A 15,890-nucleotide genomic window follows, 5' to 3' on the forward strand; every position below is an offset into this window, starting at 1 on the left:
AAATTATGTCAAGTTATAAACTCACCGAACAGACGGTACTGGCCGCCCTGTCCAACGTAGAAGAACCAGACCTGAAGCGCGATATCATCTCGCTGGGCATGGTCAAAGACGTAGTGCTGGGTGTTGATTCGGTGCGCTTTACGGTGGTGCTTACCACCCCCGCCTGCCCCTTGAAAGAGCTTATCCGGCAGCGGTGCGAAGATGCCATCCACACGCATATTGGGCCGGAAGTGGCCGTGCAGGTCGACATGACGGCCAACGTTACCTCGACCCGTAGCGATGCGCCTCTGCTACCCGGCGTGAAAAACATCATCGCCGTGGCCTCGGGCAAAGGCGGCGTAGGGAAATCGACCGTCACGGCTAACCTGGCGGTGGCCCTGCACAAGTCGGGCGCGAAAGTGGGGATCATCGACGCCGACATCTACGGCCCCTCGATTCCGGTCATGTTTGGTGCTGAAGAGATGCAGCCGCAGATCGTTCAGATCGACGGGCAGAACCGGCTCCAACCCATCCGGCAATTTGGCATCAAGCTCATGTCGATCGGATTTCTGGTGCCACCCGATCAGGCCATGCTCTGGCGCGGTCCGGTCGCGAGCCGGGCGTTGCAGCAGTTTTTCTCGGATACCGAGTGGGGTGAACTCGACTACCTGCTGATCGACCTGCCCCCCGGCACCGGCGACATTCACCTTTCGCTGGTGCAGACGGTGCCGGTTACCGGCGCCATCATCGTGACGACGCCGCAGAAGGTAGCCATCGCCGACGCCATCAAAGGGTTGGCGATGTTCCGGCAGCCGCAGATCAACGTACCGGTGCTGGGTATCGTGGAAAATATGGCTTGGTTCACACCCGCCGAACTCCCCGGTAACAAGTACTATATTTTCGGCAGTGGCGGAGCGGCTCAACTGGCCGAGAAATTCGACGTACCCGTGCTGGGTCAGGTGCCACTGGTGCAGAGTGTTCGTGAGGCGGGCGACGAAGGGAAACCCGCGCTGGTCTCCGACGAAGGCCCGGCTACGGAAGCCTTCCGCGAAGCCGCCGAGGCGCTGGCTCGTCGGGTCGCCATCCGCAACGCTACGCAGGATCAGACCAAGCGGGTCGAATTCACCCGCGTTTAGTTGGGTCAACGCGGATGGCTGTCAGGGATAGGTCAAGGGGCTCGGGGTTTGAAAACAGGCCCGCTTTGCGCCGAAACGATCGATGACAGCCATCAAACTTTGACGGTTACTTCGTATTTTTACAGAAACAGGACAACGATTTATGCAGGCTGAAACAGCAACCAACCCCCTGATTGACCGCGTTGAGAAAGCTCTCGATAGCATGCGGCCTTATCTGGCGGCCGATGGCGGCAATGTACGGGTACTCGACGTAACGACAGAGGGTGTCGCGCGGCTTGAACTGATGGGTTCGTGCGGCAGTTGCCCCATGTCGGCCATGACGTTCAAAGGAGGCCTGGAAGACGCGATCCTTCGCGCCGTACCCGAAATTACTCGCGTTGAGGCCGTTAACCTCTCGGCGCTGCCTTCCTAACGAAGCCCACGGACAACGAGACCCCACCAATTTTTGCCTCTTTGTAACAATAGGCCCGCATTTTGCTAGGTGCTGAGATACATTGGTGTTTTCCTCATAGTCTTCGTTGTATCGTATGAAATTTCCGCTGCTCATAGTGGGCCTCTTCACGGCCACGCTGGGGTTGGCCCAGCCCGCGCCCGTTGCGCAAACGCCGCCGATGGGGTGGACCAGCCATATGGCGTTGCAGCCTCAGGCGCTGGAGAGCGAGGTTCGCCTCAACGCCGACTACATGGCCCAGAACCTCAGCAATCATGGCTGGCAATACGTGCTTGTCGATTATAGCTGGGCTTATCCGAATCCACCGGAAGATAACGGCGGCAATCCCAATCAGTCGCGGCTGGCCAACGGCACCTACGTACCACTCCTCAATATGGATGCGCACGGCCGGCTCCTGCCCGATCCGCGCAAATTTCCGTCGTCGAAAGACGGGCAAGGGCTGCGTCCGCTGGCCTCCTACCTCCACGGCCTGGGCCTTAAATTTGGCCTGCACGTGATGCGCGGTATTCCCCGCCAGGCGGTTTGGGCCAAAACGCCCATTCTGGGTACCGACGGCATCACCGCCGATCAGATCGCCGATACCGTCAATGTGTGCCCGTGGCTCAACCACATGTATGGGGTCGACATGCGGAAACCCGGCGCTCAGGAATACTATAATTCCCTGCTCGAACTGTATGGCCAATGGAATGTCGATTACCTCAAGTTCGATGACATGGGGCTGCCGGGAAACCAGCCGGTCTATCACAAAGACGAAGTCGAAGCCGTGCGGAAAGCCATCGACGAGTTACGGCGGCCCATCATCTTCAGTGTCGCCCCTGCGCAACCATTCGATAGTAGCGCTCACCTGCGCGAACAGGCCAACTTGTTTCGCATCAGCAACGACGCCCTTTCCAACTGGGAACAACTGAAAAAACAGTTCGATGCTGGCGCCCAGTGGGCCATGGTAGCCAGTGCCGGCCATTGGCCCGACGCCGGCCGCCTGCCACTAGGCTGGCGACCGAAGCGAAACGGGGCCGACAACGTACCCAGCGAAACCTTCACCGACGCCGAGCAACGTACCCGTATGACCCTCTGGTGCATGCTGAAATCGCCGCTACTGATCGACGGTAACCTGCCCGATTGCACCCCCTTTACGGCCAGCCTGCTCACCAACGATGAAGGCTTAGCCGTGAATCAGGAAGCAACCAACGCCCGACCGTTGAGCCGCACCGACGATATCGCGATCTGGATCTCCGACGCCGCCGACGGGCAGACCAAAAACGTGGCCATCTTTAACCTTTCCGACGAAAGCCGCCCCGTTACCCTGACGCTGAGCGATGTAGGTATTCCCAAAAAAGCCAACATCCGCGACGTGTGGGGCAAAGCCTATAAAGGGCAATTCAAAAAAACGTTTACGCATCAGTTGGCCGCCCACGACGCCGTGCTGCTGCGCGTGGCTCCCGTTCAATGAACGCTTGGCCAGACTTTTCCAACCAGCTACCTCAACGTACCTGCTTAGGCCATCGCTGCCACATCTTCCCAATAATTGATTACGCGTTACCCCGTTCGCCAAATGATGTTTGGCAATTTTGCATAATCACAAGCAAAATCTGTACGTTTTAAACATCTTTTGATCAGCCACGCTTCTAATCATGCGTATGTGTATTTTCACAGGCTCAGAACTGTTTGTGCTGACCTCTACCCATGACACGACGCGATTTTATTCATTCGACTTCGGCGGGATATGCATCGCTGCTCGCCTGGGGTTTGCTGGCACCGGCCCCTGCTTCGGCCTTTACGCTGACCCCCAATGGGGTTGGCCCTAATGGCAAAGCCCGCCGGGTGGTTATCCTGGGCGCCGGGCTGGCGGGGCTGGCTTCGGCCTGGGAATTGGGTAAACTCGGCTACGAATGCACTGTGCTCGAAGCCCGCAGCCGGTCGGGGGGGCGCGTCTGGACAGTCCGGGGTGGTACTTCGGAGACTGAACTGGGTGGCACGGCGCAGACCTGCCGCTTCGACGACGGGTATTATTTCAACGGCGGGGCTGCCCGCATTCCGCACCATCATCAGCTCACGCTCCAGTATTGTCGCGAACTGGGTGTACCACTCGAAATTTTCAACGGAGGGAACGAGGCCGCCTATCTGTATAATGATCAGGCTGAGGGCGCTGCCGGTACAAATCAGTTTGCCAACCGGCGCATCCGGGTGAAGGAATACCACAACGACATGCGCGGCTACACGGCCGAACTGCTCACCAAAGCGCTCGATCAGGGCGCGCTCGACAAAGAGTTGACCAAGGAAGACATCGAAAAGCTCGTCGATTTTCTGAAGAACGAAGGCGACCTCAACACGGCGCATCTCTACAAAGGCACCAACCGACGCGGTTACAAAACCGAACCCGGTGCGGGCGCCACAGCGGGCATCACCACCGACCCCTACGGCCTCACCGACATCCTGCGGTCGGGGTTCATGCAGCCCGTTTTCTACAACGTCGGCGATTACATCTACGAACAGCAAACGACCCTGCTTCAGCCCGTTGGCGGCATGGATGCCATTCCTAAAGCCTTCGAGAAACGGCTGGCTGGTAAAATCCTGTTCAACGCCCCCGTGACTGAGCTCCGCAAAACCGAAAACGGGGTGCGGGTGGTATATCAGAAAGGCGGCAAGCCCACCGAACTACTGGCCGATTTCTGCGTCTGTACGTTGCCGCTGCCCGTGCTCAAAAATCTCGAATCGGATCTGTCGGGGACGGTCAAACGCGCCGCCGATTTTGTGCCGTACATCAAAACTGGCAAAATTGGGCTGCAATTCAAACGCCGGTTCTGGGAAGAGGACGATGGCATTTACGGGGGCATCTCGCGCACCAACATGGACATCAACCAGATCTGGTATCCGTCGTTTGGCTTCCAGAAATCCAAGGGCGTGCTTATCGGCTATTACAATTTCTACAGCCGGGCCGAAGCCGTTGGCGCCTTGCCCGTAGCCGAACGCCAGCAAATAGCCCTGGCGCAGGGGCAGAAGATTCACCCCCAATACGCCACCGAGTTCGACAACGCCTTTTCGCTGGCCTGGCACCGCATCCCCTACTCGGAGGGAGGCTGGGCACTATACGACGACACCGTCCGCCGCAAACAATATCCCGCCTTGCTCGAACCCGACGGGGCCATTTACTTTGCCGGTGAACATACTACGTACCTGACAGCCTGGATGGCCGGTGCCCTGACCTCGGCCCGCCGCGCCGTCGAAGCCATCCACGCCCGGGTGGGATAAACCAATCAGTTTTCAGTCTTCAGTGTACAGTTTCCAGTAGCCTGGCAAAAGGCGGGCAGGTCTGTAGACATAGCCACTGAAAACTGTAAACTGAAGACTGAAAACTAGTATTTTATGAAGCGCACCCTCATTACTTCCCTCTTCACGCTGCTGACGGCGTTGATTACCAACTTTTTTGCTCAACGGGTGATGGCCCAATCGTCGCCCGGCGTACTGACGGCCGATCAGGCTACGGCGGTGAAAGCCATCCGCATCGCCAACCTCGACAAAGACACCTATTTCAAATCGGGTGGCTTCATTCTGGAGCGTTACGAAGACCGCCCCGCCTACGTGTTTACCTATAGCGATGGCATCACACGGAAAATCTATCTCTACAAAGTCTATAGCGCCGCCGATACCAAAGAGCTTGGCTTGCTGGCCATTTACCAGAATGGTAAAACCAACGAGGTAAAATCGTTTGTGATCCCCGGCGCAGGCGGTGACCGCAAAGCCTGGGATGCCTATATCGACGACCTGAAATACGTTGGCGAAAAAGAGCCGGGCCTAATGTCGACACTGACGTTTGTACTGAGCCGCGAACTAAGTGCCCTGATGGGTGGCGGCGGTTCGAACAAAACCGACGACGGCGTTAAGAAGAAGGAAGAATACAACTTCTGCTTCGGTCCCACCGCCCGCGTAACGCTGCCCAACGGCGACACGAAAGCCATCAGTCAGGTACGTACCGGCGATGTGATTCTGGGCTATGATGCGACCACGAAAGCCATGACTCCTACCCCGGTAACGGCCGTCGACACGCACGCAGGTACGTTCCGGCTTGTAGGCGTGTGGCTCGTACCGACGCAGGAGCTAACCGCCAGCCGCGCCACGTACCCGGCCCAGCCCGTGCTGCTGGAAGCCACCGCAACCCATCCCGTGCTGACCGCCACCGGCCGCAAAATACTGGGTGACGTTTCGGCAGGTGACACGCTATACCGCTATGAAAACGACCGGCTCGTGCCCTATCAGGTGGTTCGGGTCGGTACGACGGGGCAGGCCGTTGAGCGCCTTTACAACCTACGCACCCAGCCAGGTGGCTATGTCGTGGATGGCACGGTTGTGCTGGACAAATAAGGCGGGCCGGTCACTTTTGGCTAACTTGCCGCATGATTTGGTCCCGAATAGCTGCGTTTATCTTATCGAATCGGCTGGTATTGCTCATCCTGGTGGCGCTAGGCACTGTGTTCATGGGCTACCATGCCGCCCAGGTGAAGCTGTCCTACGAGTTTGCCCGAATTCTGCCCGTAACCGATCCCGATTCTAAGCAGTATCAGGCGTTTAAAGACCGGTTTGGCGAAGATGGCAATATCATGGTCGTGGGCGTCGAAACCGATTCGATGTACCAGTTGCCCTTCCTGCGCGACTGGCAACAGCTAAACCGGCAAATCAAACAGATCGACGGCATCCGCGATGTGGTGTCGAACACGGGGCTGTATACCATCACGCTTAACGACAGCACCGACCGGTTTCAGCTTCAGCCCGTCGCCAAAGAGCTACCCAAAACCCAAGCCGAAGCCGACAGCCTGCGCGCTACATTGGGTCGCCTGCCCTTCTATCAGGGATTGGTTACCGACTCATCGGGCCGGGCGCATTTGATGGCCGTCTCGTTCGATCAGAAGAAGCTGAATACCAAGGGGCGAATCGCTACGGTGCGGCAGGTGGAGCACCTAGTCGATGCGTTTGGGGAGCGGCATCATACAACGGTGCACTTGTCAGGGCTTCCCTACATCCGCACGGAGTTTTCGGCCAAAGTGAGCCGCGAGATGGGGCTGTTTATGGGCCTTGCCTTTCTGGTTACGGCCTCCATTCTGTTTATCTTCTTCCGCTCGGTGTCTGTGGTGGGCATCAGCATGGCCGTGGTGGCGGTCGGTGTGGTGTGGGCCGTGGGCTATCTGGTTTTGTTGGGCTACAATATCACCATCCTGTCGGGACTGATTCCGCCCATCCTGATCGTCATTGGCGTACCCAACGCCATTTTCCTGCTCAATCGCTACCACGACGAGCTCAACAAAGGGCTATCGCAGCGCGATGCCCTGAGCGTAGCCATTGCCAAAGTGGGTGAAACCACCTTCTTCGCCAACGTCACTACCTCCATCGGCTTTTTTGTTTTCTACTTCACGGCCAGCCCGTTTCTACTCGAATTTGGCCTGGTTGCCGCCCTCGGCATCATGACCACCTTCGCCACATCGCTGATCCTGATTCCGGTGGTGTTCAGCTACCTGAACGTACCCAGCGAAAAGCACCGCAGTCACCTCGACAGCCCGCTCGTTACGCGATTCCTGGCGTGGGTGGATGGGCTGGTTCATCGGCGGCGGGCCGCGGTATACCTGTTCGTCGGCGTGTGCGTCGTGGCTGGGCTGGTGGGTATGAGCCTGATCCGGGCCACAGGCTACATGGTCGACGACCTGCCCAAAAACGATCCCATCTATACCGACCTGAAATATTTCGAGAAGACGTACAAAGGCGTCTTGCCTTTTGAAGTCAGCATCGACGCTGGCCGACCGGGGCGCGTCCTGACACCGCCCACCCTTAACAAAATCAGGCAGTTGCAGCGCGAGTTTGGGCAACATGCCGAACTGGCCCGGCCGTTGTCGGTGGTCGAGGCCGTAAAGTTCTTCTATCAGGCCTACCGGGGTGGCGACCCGCGCTATTACCTGCTGCCCCCGGCGCTCGAAATGGCTAAACTGCAGCGATATACCAGTCAGCTAGGCACCGGTACCAAACGAACCGGCTCGGTGAGTCTGGCGTCGTATGTCGACACTAGCCGCCGGTACACGCGGGTGAGTTTTCAGGTAGCCGACATCGGCTCGACCCGGCTGCGCGCGCTGATCGACCAACTCCAGCCCCGCGCCGACTCAATCTTTAATTTCGACCGCGAAACGGGCCAGTGGGTCGCTCCCGCCGATCGCTACGCCGTGAACATCACCGGCAACAGCGTCACGTTTACACGGGGCAACGAATACCTGCTGCGTAACCTCGCCGAAAGCACGCTGCTGGCCATTGGGCTGGTATCGGTGATCCTCGTCATTCTGCTGCGCGACCTGCGGTTGAGCCTCACTGCCATTGTACCGAGTATCGTGCCGCTGATCGTTACGGCGGGGCTGATGGGCTATTTCCACATCAACCTCAAGCCGTCGACCATCCTCATCTTTAGCATTGCGTTCGGCCTTTCATCCGACGGTACCATTTATTTCATCACCAAATACCGAGACGAACTGCGCGACAAAAGCGTCGACGTGGCCGAGGCGATATCACGGACGATCCGGCAAACAGGCGTCAGCATGGTCTATACGGCCTTTATTCTATTTGCGGGCTTCGCCATTTTCACGGCTTCCACCTTTCAGGGCACCGTATCGTTGGGGATTCTGGTGTCGATCACACTGCTGATGGGCATGACCTCGAACCTGATTCTGCTACCGGCTTTCCTGATGACGGTCTATCACCGGCGGCAACGCAAGCAGGTGGCGGTTTCGTAAGTTTCACGTGTGTATGAGTAGTACCAAATTGCCGATTTCTTTGACTACCATTCCAACGGTTATGTAACTATTGGAATCCTGATCGGTAAGTACTACACAGCTCACTTATGAAACGAATTTACGGTTTCCTGATTTTCTGGGCACTGGCTACCAGCCTCTGTGCGCAATCGCTCAAAGCGCCTAAAGGCACACCCACGGTTTATTTTACGCTGACAGACAGCACCGTCGTTTCGGGTAAGATCATCCGGCAAGACAGCGCCACCATAGCCGTGCAGCGACCGGGCAACTACGTAACGTACCTGCAACCCAACCAGATCGTCCGCACCACCACAGCCCGTCCTGCCAGACAGGCCAACCCGACAAAGATCACGTCATTCAGCCTGCGCGATGGCGCCACGGTCAGTGGGCAGGTTGTTCGCCAGACACCCGTAGCGGTGGTGGTCCGGCAGGCCAATGGTACCCAAAGCTATATCGACCCAGCCGACATCCTCAGCACCTCGACAATGGCGACGGAAGTAGCCATCAGTGGCCCCAAAGCGATTGCTTCCGAAGCCATCGGGGCGCCCTATCTGTTAAGTGGCCGAACCGCCTACACGCCCGGCGCGGGCACGGTCTATTACCGCAACACGTACCTGATCCGCAACGAAGCCGAAGTGGGCATCACCAACGGTTGGAGCGCCGGGATTATCACCAATCCGTCCTGGGACTTCGTGTATGAAACATCGTCTTATCTAAGTGAAGCTATTTATACCAATACCGACTTCGGCACGCAGGTCTACACCCGCATCGGCGTGCCCATCGGTAACAGCGTCCGGCTGGGTGCCGTGCTTACGGCTCAGTTGCAGAGCGTGCCAGTTTACATTGCCAGATTGCAAACCTTTGACAATGAAACCAAAGGCTCTCTACTAGGGCAGGTGCTGGCATCGTTTGGCAAACCGCAGAGCAACGTCACGTTGGGGTATGCTTTCCGGCTCGACGATTCATCGATACGCGTTCAACAGGCAGGCCGGATCACCATTGGCACGATTCAGCGCCTTAGCCCCAGACTAGCGTTGGTTAGTGATAACGCTATCGCCGTAAGACGTGATTTTTCCGGGCCGATTGCCCGCCTGTCGGCGGCGTTACGCATCAAAGGCAATTTCCACGCGTTTGATTTGGGAATAACATCACACGTCATATCGAATGCCTTCTACAATTACTACATGTACGGTCCCTCCTACTACTCCTTTTATCTCACCTATAAGGCCTATCCGTACATAGGATACACCGTTCAACTCGGCGGCAGACGTTAGCCAGCTTGTGTTCCGTTGATCAGCTTCAGGGTTTCGCGGTAAATTACGTTGCGTTTCCAGAAGAGTTGCGACACCATGGGTACGTGCTTCTTGCCGGGCAACGTTGTGTACTGGCTCTTTGCGCCCAAGGCCAGCAGTTTTTCGTGAAAATTTTTCGAGCCGTCGATGATGCTGGGGTACGTGTTGCCGCCCACAAACAACAGCGTCGGCGGGGCGGGGGAGCCTGTCCCGCTGGGGCGGGATACCTGATAAAACGGTGAGACTGCCCGCCAGCCTTCGGGTTTGTTACCGAACGAGGCCAGGTATTGCTTGTCGGACGGGTATTTCATTTCCTTCAGGTAATCATACATGTTGATTCCCGCCGGATCGTCGAGAATGGCCCCTTTGATGGGGTTCTGCGCCAGGCCCAGTTTGGTAAAATACGCATCCTGAACGGCCAGCAATGCCGCCAGTCCGCCACCCGCCGAATGGCCCATAACGTAGATTCGGCTGGGGTCGCCGCCAAACTCAGCAATGTGGTTTTTGACCCAAAGAACGGCCTGGGCACAGTCGTCGGCCATGGCGGGCACCTGTACGTCGGGCGAGAGCCGGTAACTTGGAATCACGGCCACCACGCCCTGTTTGGCCAGCCGCCGCCCGATGAACCAGTAAATATTTTTGCTGCCGCTATCCCAGTTACCTCCGTGGAAAAACACAACGACGGGCGCCGATTTACCAGCTTTGCCGTTAGGCCGATATACGTCGAGCACGTTCTTTTCCGGGTTGAAATCAGAGTTAGTCGTAGCCTTGTACGGAATGTCTTTGATACGTTTGCTCGTAAACGAAATGGCAGATACCTGAGTCGATAAAAAAAGGAGCAGAGCGGCTAAAGGCCGGGAGTACGCGGGCATAATAAATGAGTAGCTAATTGTGATGGCAGGAGGTGAAGCGGCCGATTCCCGCAACGTACCTAGCTAGTAACACGGTCCATCGCGTTGCGGTTTACTTTCAGTAGCTTCGCCCCTATGGAAGAACGCGACCCGGCCACTACTAACGGCCCCATCACCCCCGAGGAACGTACCTACGTCATCGATATCCTACACACCACCCGCGACGCCCTGCAACAGGCCATAGCGGACTTGTCGGATGTCCAACAACAGTACAAAACTACTCCTGACCGCTGGTCGATCACCGAGTGTGTTGAACACATCTATCTGGTTGAGCGGGGTATTTTCAACGCTACACAAGCCGCCATGCTTACCCTTGCCGAGCCAGACCGGCGCACGGCCATCAAGGTTTCAGACCTGTTCGTGATTAAGGCGGTGCGCAGCCGGGGCGTAACCACTTCATCCCCAACGCCATTCGTCCCCAAGGGCCGTTTCGCCAACGTACCCAGTGCTATGGATGCGTTCGCACAGCAGCGCGCCGCTACCCTCGCATTCGCCGAGACAGCCGCTGCCGACATGCGGCTTCATTTTTTCGAGCACCCCATGTTGGGTACGTTGGATGCCTACCAGACCCTGCTGGTCATTGCTTCCCACGGCGAACGGCACCGCAAACAGATCGAAGAGATTAAAGCCAGCGCTGGTTTTCCGGCCTAAGCGGGCCGTCTATTTCCGGCGGCCGGGCTTATAGGAGCGGCCATACTTTGCCTTTTTCTCGGCTTCGTAATCGCGCCGCACGTTGACTTTCTGATTATGAGCCGCTTTTTCGTGAAACGCCGGACCGACATCCTCCCGTTTAGGCGCTTTCGGCTGCACGATTTTCATCTTTATCTCCGGCTTCTCGGCCTCCGTCAGCACCGTCGAGATCGGCAGGTTGTCGGGTAGGGACTTCACCGGGATCGCCATCTTCATCAGCGCTTCAATGGCGGCCTGCCGCTCGGCATCGGCCTCAGTGATGAAGGCAATCGCGATGCCTTTCTGGTCGGCCCGGCCCGTGCGCCCGATCCGGTGAATGTAGCTCTCAGGCTCGTCGGGCAGATCAAAATTGATCACGTGCGACACGCCCAGCAGATCGATACCGCGCGATACCAGATCGGTGGCGATAAGCACGCGCAGCTCGCCCGCCCCAAACCGCCGCACCGCCTCGAAGCGGTAGGTCTGCGCTTTGTCGGCATGGATTACGCCTATTGAGTCGATAAACCGGCCGTCGAGGTCATCGAAGAGCTGATCGGCCATTGCCTTCGTAGCCACGAACACCAGCACTTTCGTCATAGCGTCGTCTTCCTGCAACAGCCGCTCCAGCAGGTTCAGCTTAGTGTTGTAGTTAGGTACGTTGTAGGCCGATTGCAGAATGCCTTTCAGCGGCGTACCGGCCGGGGCGGCTTCCACGCGCACAGGGTCATTGAAGAACGTACCCGGCGTCGACACACCCAGCAATTGCTCCACGTCGTCGGTGAGGGTAGCCGAGAACAGCAGGTTCTGCCGTTTGGCGGGCAACAGGTCGAGAATGGCAGTGAGCTGCGCCCGAAAACCGAGGTTCAGCATTTCGTCGAATTCATCGATCACCAGCCGCTTTAACTGCTTGGTTTTCAATACACCACTCGCCAGCAGATCAACCGCGCGGCCCGGTGTTGCCACCAGTATGTCGGCCCCGGCCTGTACCTGCGCGGCCTGCGGTTTGAGGTTCACGCCGCCGTAGACACCCACCGTCAGCACGTTCATGTACTTGGTCAAGGCGGTGATGGTTTCCACTACCTGCACCACCAGTTCGCGCGTGGGCACCAGCACCAGCAACTGCGGCGTATGTACAGGCGAAAATTGATATTGTCGTAAAGCCGGCAGCAGGTAAGCGATGGTTTTACCCGTACCCGTCTGAGCTATGCCACACACATCGCGCCCCGACATGGCCACCGAGAATACCTTTTCCTGAATCGTCGTGGGCTGGGTGTAGCCCAGGTCGGCCAGTGCATTCAGCAGCGGCTTGTTAAGATTGAGGTCGTTGAACGTCATGGGGAGGTATCGTTTGGCGTTTGAAGTCTAAAGTTTAACGTTGACCAACATCACATCAAACGTTAAACGCTTTTTAGTAATTCTCAATGGCGCCACGAACATTGCCGAAACGAGCCAGCAGGTCGTTAGCAACCTCTTCTGTCACGTTCAGTTCATCCATCACCATCCGGGCAGCGCGTTGTTGCAGTTTGATGTTGGAGAGCTGCATGTCGACCATCTTGTTGCCCTTCACCCGACCTAGCTGAATCATCACGCTGGTCGACAGCATGTTCAGGGCGAGTTTCTGGGCGGTACCGGCTTTCATGCGGGTGCTGCCCGTCACGAATTCGGGGCCAACCACAACTTCAACGGGAAACTCCGCCGCCTGCGCCACCGCCGAGCCGGGGTTGCAGACAATACAGCCCGTGAGGCAACCCGCCGCCCGCGCCTGATTCAAGCCGCCGATCACGTAGGGCGTTCGACCCGATGCGGCAATACCTACCACCGTGTCGACAGGTTCAATTTTGTAAGCGCTCAAGTCGATCCAGGCCTGATTCGGGTCGTCTTCGGCAAACTCAACGGCCTTCCGAATGGCCCCGTCCCCGCCTGCAATCAAGCCCACCACCAGATCGTGCGGCACACCATAGGTCGGCGGGCACTCCGACGCATCAACTACCCCCAACCGGCCGCTGGTACCCGCGCCGATGTAAAACAGCCGCCCGCCTTCGCGCATCCGGGCTACCACCTGCGTCACGAGCGCTTCGAGCTGTGGAATCGCTTTCGCCACGGCCAGCGGCACGGTTTGGTCTTCGCGGTTGATATTGGTCAGCAGGTCGTGGACCGACATCTGCTCAAGATGTTCGTAGTGGGAGGTCGATTCGGTAATCATACGTACGTTCGCCGTTCAGCGTTGAGGGTGCAAAAGTACCGAATAAACCCACAACCGCCCGCCAACGTCGATAACGAAACGGCTCACTCACCCGTTTAACGGCTATGAGGCAGCCTGAACAACCAGACGACGCATTACCCCCCACCTATTTTCGCCGCTATGACGAAACCGACGACGGCCAGTTTTACCAGTCGCCCCGGCTGGTCGTGCACATCGACGAACCGGCCATTGCCGCGACTACCCAGCTATTCGGTGAGCTGTTGCCGCCCGACGGTGCCATCCTCGATCTGATGAGCAGTTGGCGCAGTCATTTGCCGACTGATGCTACCTACCAGCGCGTGGCGGGATTGGGTATGAATGCGACGGAATTGAGCCAGAACCCGCAACTCACCGATTATCTCGTTCAAAACCTGAACGAGCAGCCAACCCTCCCCTATACCGATGCCGAGTTTGATGGGTGCGTGTTGACTGTATCGGTGCAATACCTGACGCAGCCGGTGGCGGTATTTCGGGAAATAGGCCGAGTGCTGAAACCGGGGGCGCCCTTTATCACGGTCTTTTCCAATCGGATGTTCCCGACCAAAGCAGTGGCCGTTTGGCAGGCGCTGGACGATGTTGGCCACGCCCAGTTGGTTGAGACATACTACCAGCAAACCGACCTGTTTACCAACATTCACACCCAGGACCGCAGCCCCTTTCCGCGACGGAGTGACCCACTTTTTGCGACAATTGGGACTCGCCGTTGAAAAGTGGTTCTTTTCTGAAAAATTATCGATCAATTTTTCAAACCATAAACTAAAAGCACACGTAGGTCGTTTACCATACAACTGCGAAACAAAAAGCCCCGGCCTGTCTGGTCGGGGCTTTTTACGTTTATGGCTGACGCCTATTGGGTACGTATCAAACGTCAGAAGGGCGATCGCGAAAAAACAAAGAGCGCCAGTATAACCACTACCAGCGCCGACAGCCCGAAAGCCACGGCGTTGCGGGCCAGCAGGCGCGGCGCGGGCCAGCCCAACTCGGCGCGAATCACATAGTAATAGCTCAGCCCAACCAGCAGGCCACCCAGAAAGCCACCCAGGTGCGCGGCATTATCGGCCCCGATACCCGCCCCAATCAGCAGGTTGATCCCCACTACGTACAGGCTGTTTTTGAGCAACGCCTTTCGGGCGTCGACGTCGAACAGATTGGTAAGCAACAGCCCGACCAGCATGCCCTCAATGCCAAAAATCGCGCCCGAGGCACCCGCGCTTACCACCATGTCGTGCCACCACAAGCTCACCAGACTGCCCGTCAGGCCCGTAACCACGTACCCAATGGCAAAGCGCGACGTACCCAGCAACGGCTCCACCTGACTGCCCAGCACGCGCAACGACATCATGTTGACAACGATGTGGATCAGGCCGATGTGTAGAAAACAGGCCGTCAGCAGTCGCCAGGGTTGCCCGCCGTAGGTCAAGGGGGTATAGTTGGCGCCCCAGTTTACGAGGTCTTGCCCCGTCGGCGACATGATGTTCACGCCCGTCAGCACCATTCCCACGAAAACAAGGATGTTGATAGCCATCAGAATGGGCGTGGCAACGTACCCAGGCCGGGGCCAGAATACATCGCGCAGGCTGCCGGATGCGGGCGTTGAGGTAGGTTGAGTGGTGTTCATGTATGTTGTTCTAAGGTCGCTTGTTTCTAGTTGATAAGGCTCGCCAATCCGTCAGAAGTTCCGATTACGGACGCGCTTGCCCGCCTCGCAGACGGTCAGCAACGCGATTTTTTACCAAAATTGAACCGCTATGAACTAATTCAAAATTCAAAAAGTTAACACTGTTATAAAAGCAAACACTGTATCAAGTGGGCGTACTCGAACGACGGCAACGACAGAAAGAAGAAGTCAGAAACAGCATTCTGACGGCCGCCTGGCAACAGGTGCTGGCCGAAGGCTGGGCTTCTCTCTCGATCCGGAAAATTGCCGACGCCATCGAATACAGCGTGCCCGTCATCTACAGCCATTTTGCCAGTAAAGATGCCATTTTACTGGAGTTTACCCGGCAAGGATTTGAGCGCCTGATCGATCAGATTCGGCAACAGGCCCTTTGTGATCACCCACCCGCCGAACGACTGCAAGGCATTGCGCAGACCTACTGGCGATTTGCCTTCGAAAACCGGGAGTACTATCAACTCATGTTTGGCCTGGGTATCCCTACCTGCGAAACGGCGAATCATATCGCCGAAATGCGGCACTTCTCCGACATCGTTCGCGTAACCATTGAACAGTTGCTAACAACCGGCAACAACGTTGATGCCGACCCTTACCTAAAGTTTCGCACGTTTTGGTCTATTCTGCACGGTCTGGTGTCGATTCAGATGATTGATGGGCAATCGTCGGAGAAAGACAAGTATAGTCAACTGATCTTGCAGGACGCCATCTCAGGCTTTATTAAATCATTGACGCACTGATATTTTTTTGCCTGAACCC

At 57.0% G+C, this 15,890-nt stretch carries 14 protein-coding genes; 10 read left to right on the forward strand and 4 right to left on the reverse strand.

What is annotated here, in order from left to right; genetic code table 11:
• The first annotated feature begins 5 nt into the window (after positions 1 to 5).
• From ACAW74_RS11555 to ACAW74_RS11585, 7 genes are all read left to right on the forward strand, one after another.
• A complete protein-coding gene (locus ACAW74_RS11555) occupies positions 6 to 1,115 on the forward strand; it encodes an Mrp/NBP35 family ATP-binding protein (protein ID WP_370698355.1) in 1,110 nt (369 codons plus the stop codon).
• Positions 1,116 to 1,257: 142 nt separating this feature from the next.
• On the forward strand, positions 1,258 to 1,527 hold the full coding sequence (locus ACAW74_RS11560) for a NifU family protein (RefSeq protein WP_370698356.1): 270 nt from the start codon (positions 1,258 to 1,260) through the stop codon (positions 1,525 to 1,527).
• A 115-nt stretch (positions 1,528 to 1,642) separates the two neighbouring features.
• Complete coding sequence (locus ACAW74_RS11565; RefSeq protein ID WP_370698357.1) at positions 1,643 to 3,016, forward strand: glycoside hydrolase family 27 protein; 1,374 nt, start codon at positions 1,643 to 1,645, stop codon at positions 3,014 to 3,016.
• Between the two features lie 233 nt (positions 3,017 to 3,249).
• Positions 3,250 to 4,815, forward strand: a complete 1,566-nt coding sequence (locus tag ACAW74_RS11570; RefSeq protein WP_370698358.1) for a flavin monoamine oxidase family protein — start codon at positions 3,250 to 3,252, stop codon at positions 4,813 to 4,815.
• 114 nt (positions 4,816 to 4,929) lie between these two features.
• A complete protein-coding gene (locus ACAW74_RS11575) occupies positions 4,930 to 5,925 on the forward strand; it encodes a Hint domain-containing protein (protein ID WP_370698359.1) in 996 nt (331 codons plus the stop codon).
• Positions 5,926 to 5,957: 32 nt separating this feature from the next.
• On the forward strand, positions 5,958 to 8,327 hold the full coding sequence (locus ACAW74_RS11580) for an efflux RND transporter permease subunit (protein ID WP_370698360.1): 2,370 nt from the start codon (positions 5,958 to 5,960) through the stop codon (positions 8,325 to 8,327).
• 107 nt (positions 8,328 to 8,434) lie between these two features.
• Complete coding sequence (locus ACAW74_RS11585; protein ID WP_370698361.1) at positions 8,435 to 9,619, forward strand: hypothetical protein; 1,185 nt, start codon at positions 8,435 to 8,437, stop codon at positions 9,617 to 9,619.
• Here ACAW74_RS11585 and ACAW74_RS11590 read toward each other — a convergent pair.
• Entirely contained in the window at positions 9,616 to 10,509 is an 894-nt protein-coding gene (locus tag ACAW74_RS11590; RefSeq protein ID WP_370698362.1) for an alpha/beta hydrolase, read from the reverse strand. The two genes, ACAW74_RS11585 and ACAW74_RS11590, sit on opposite strands and share 4 nt — an antisense overlap.
• Positions 10,510 to 10,623: 114 nt before the next feature.
• Between ACAW74_RS11590 and ACAW74_RS11595 the strand changes: the two genes are divergently transcribed.
• A complete protein-coding gene (locus ACAW74_RS11595; RefSeq protein WP_370698363.1) occupies positions 10,624 to 11,199 on the forward strand; it encodes a DinB family protein in 576 nt (191 codons plus the stop codon).
• 9 nt (positions 11,200 to 11,208) lie between these two features.
• Here the strand turns inward: ACAW74_RS11595 and ACAW74_RS11600 are convergent, their stop codons facing one another.
• Together ACAW74_RS11600 and murQ are read right to left on the reverse strand one after the other, a co-directional pair.
• Positions 11,209 to 12,552 (reverse strand): DEAD/DEAH box helicase, encoded by a 1,344-nt coding sequence (locus ACAW74_RS11600; protein WP_370698364.1) that lies wholly within the window; start codon positions 12,550 to 12,552, stop codon positions 11,209 to 11,211.
• 73 nt (positions 12,553 to 12,625) lie between these two features.
• The gene (gene murQ, locus ACAW74_RS11605; protein WP_370698365.1) at positions 12,626 to 13,420 is read right to left on the reverse strand and encodes an N-acetylmuramic acid 6-phosphate etherase; all 795 of its coding nucleotides are present in this window, start codon (positions 13,418 to 13,420) and stop codon (positions 12,626 to 12,628) included.
• A 104-nt stretch (positions 13,421 to 13,524) separates the two neighbouring features.
• Here murQ and ACAW74_RS11610 point away from each other — a divergent pair, with 104 nt between their 5' ends.
• The gene (locus ACAW74_RS11610; protein WP_370698366.1) at positions 13,525 to 14,166 is read left to right on the forward strand and encodes a class I SAM-dependent methyltransferase; all 642 of its coding nucleotides are present in this window, start codon (positions 13,525 to 13,527) and stop codon (positions 14,164 to 14,166) included.
• 161 nt (positions 14,167 to 14,327) lie between these two features.
• Here ACAW74_RS11610 and ACAW74_RS11615 read toward each other — a convergent pair whose 3' ends face one another.
• Positions 14,328 to 15,077, reverse strand: coding sequence for a rhomboid family intramembrane serine protease (locus tag ACAW74_RS11615; RefSeq protein ID WP_370698367.1), 750 nt, complete (start codon positions 15,075 to 15,077; stop codon positions 14,328 to 14,330).
• A 188-nt stretch (positions 15,078 to 15,265) separates the two neighbouring features.
• On the opposite strand from ACAW74_RS11615, the gene ACAW74_RS11620 reads away from it, so the two are divergent.
• Positions 15,266 to 15,871: a TetR/AcrR family transcriptional regulator gene (locus ACAW74_RS11620; protein ID WP_370698368.1), complete on the forward strand. Its 606-nt coding sequence runs from the start codon at positions 15,266 to 15,268 to the stop codon at positions 15,869 to 15,871.
• Positions 15,872 to 15,890: the final 19 nt, after the last annotated feature.

This window comes from Fibrella musci (assembly GCF_041321105.1).
Classification (GTDB): domain Bacteria; phylum Bacteroidota; class Bacteroidia; order Cytophagales; family Spirosomataceae; genus Fibrella; species Fibrella musci.

Coding starts and splice junctions, on each gene's coding strand:
- ACAW74_RS11555 (WP_370698355.1), top strand. CDS start 6: ATGTCAAGTTATAAACTCACCGAACAGACGGTACTGGCCGCCCTGTCC.
- ACAW74_RS11560 (WP_370698356.1), top strand. CDS start 1,258: ATGCAGGCTGAAACAGCAACCAACCCCCTGATTGACCGCGTTGAGAAA.
- ACAW74_RS11565 (WP_370698357.1), top strand. CDS start 1,643: ATGAAATTTCCGCTGCTCATAGTGGGCCTCTTCACGGCCACGCTGGGG.
- ACAW74_RS11570 (WP_370698358.1), top strand. CDS start 3,250: ATGACACGACGCGATTTTATTCATTCGACTTCGGCGGGATATGCATCG.
- ACAW74_RS11575 (WP_370698359.1), top strand. CDS start 4,930: ATGAAGCGCACCCTCATTACTTCCCTCTTCACGCTGCTGACGGCGTTG.
- ACAW74_RS11580 (WP_370698360.1), top strand. CDS start 5,958: ATGATTTGGTCCCGAATAGCTGCGTTTATCTTATCGAATCGGCTGGTA.
- ACAW74_RS11585 (WP_370698361.1), top strand. CDS start 8,435: ATGAAACGAATTTACGGTTTCCTGATTTTCTGGGCACTGGCTACCAGC.
- ACAW74_RS11590 (WP_370698362.1), bottom strand. CDS start 10,509: ATGCCCGCGTACTCCCGGCCTTTAGCCGCTCTGCTCCTTTTTTTATCG.
- ACAW74_RS11595 (WP_370698363.1), top strand. CDS start 10,624: ATGGAAGAACGCGACCCGGCCACTACTAACGGCCCCATCACCCCCGAG.
- ACAW74_RS11600 (WP_370698364.1), bottom strand. CDS start 12,552: ATGACGTTCAACGACCTCAATCTTAACAAGCCGCTGCTGAATGCACTG.
- murQ (WP_370698365.1), bottom strand. CDS start 13,420: ATGATTACCGAATCGACCTCCCACTACGAACATCTTGAGCAGATGTCG.
- ACAW74_RS11610 (WP_370698366.1), top strand. CDS start 13,525: ATGAGGCAGCCTGAACAACCAGACGACGCATTACCCCCCACCTATTTT.
- ACAW74_RS11615 (WP_370698367.1), bottom strand. CDS start 15,077: ATGAACACCACTCAACCTACCTCAACGCCCGCATCCGGCAGCCTGCGC.